This window comes from Escherichia sp. WS1118, assembly GCF_046487695.1.
In the GTDB taxonomy this organism is placed as follows: Bacteria; Pseudomonadota; Gammaproteobacteria; order Enterobacterales; family Enterobacteriaceae; genus Escherichia; species Escherichia coli.
Genome location: NZ_JBJQIZ010000040.1, coordinates 1 through 753, shown reverse-complemented (window position 1 = coordinate 753; position 753 = coordinate 1). Strand labels below are relative to the sequence as shown.

Genomic DNA, 753 nt, shown 5'->3' with positions numbered 1-753 from the left:
CTACACCGACACGGCCGGCTTCACCGATCACGTCTTTGCCCTGATGCACCTGCTAGGCTTCCGCTTCGCGCCGCGCATCCGCGACCTCGGCGAAACCAAGCTGTACGTGCCGCAGGGCGTGCAAGCCTACCCGACGTTGCGCCCGCTGATCGGCGGCACCCTGAACATCAAGCACGTGCGTGCCCACTGGGACGACATCCTGCGCCTGGCCAGCTCGATCAAGCAGGGCACCGTCACCGCCTCGCTGATGCTGCGCAAGCTCGGCAGCTACCCGCGCCAGAACGGACTGGCCGTGGCCCTGCGCGAGCTGGGCCGGATCGAGCGCACGCTGTTCATCCTGGACTGGCTGCAAAGTGTTGAACTGCGCCGCCGCGTGCATGCCGGCCTGAACAAAGGTGAGGCGCGCAACTCGCTGGCCAGGGCGGTGTTCTTCAACCGCCTTGGGGAAATCAGGGATCGGAGCTTCGAGCAGCAGCGCTACCGGGCCAGCGGCCTCAACCTGGTGACGGCGGCTATCGTGCTGTGGAACACGGTGTACCTGGAACGCGCCACCCAGGGGTTGGTCGAGGCCGGCAAGCCGGTGGACGGCGAGCTGCTGCAATTCCTGTCGCCGCTGGGCTGGGAGCACATCAACCTAACCGGCGATTACGTCTGGCGGCAGAGCCGCAGACTGGAAGACGGGAAGTTTCGGCCCTTACGGATGCCCGGAAAACCTTAGCGTACGATTTTTTCCGAATTCTGCGGGCTCCCCTA

At 65.2% G+C, this 753-nt stretch carries 1 protein-coding gene; it reads left to right on the top strand.

Going from position 1 to position 753, the window contains the following annotated elements:
• On the top strand, positions 1-718 hold a 718-nt coding region (locus ACJHYO_RS23955; protein WP_001514257.1), incomplete at its 5' end, for a Tn3 family transposase.
• Positions 719-753 lie beyond the last annotated feature (35 nt).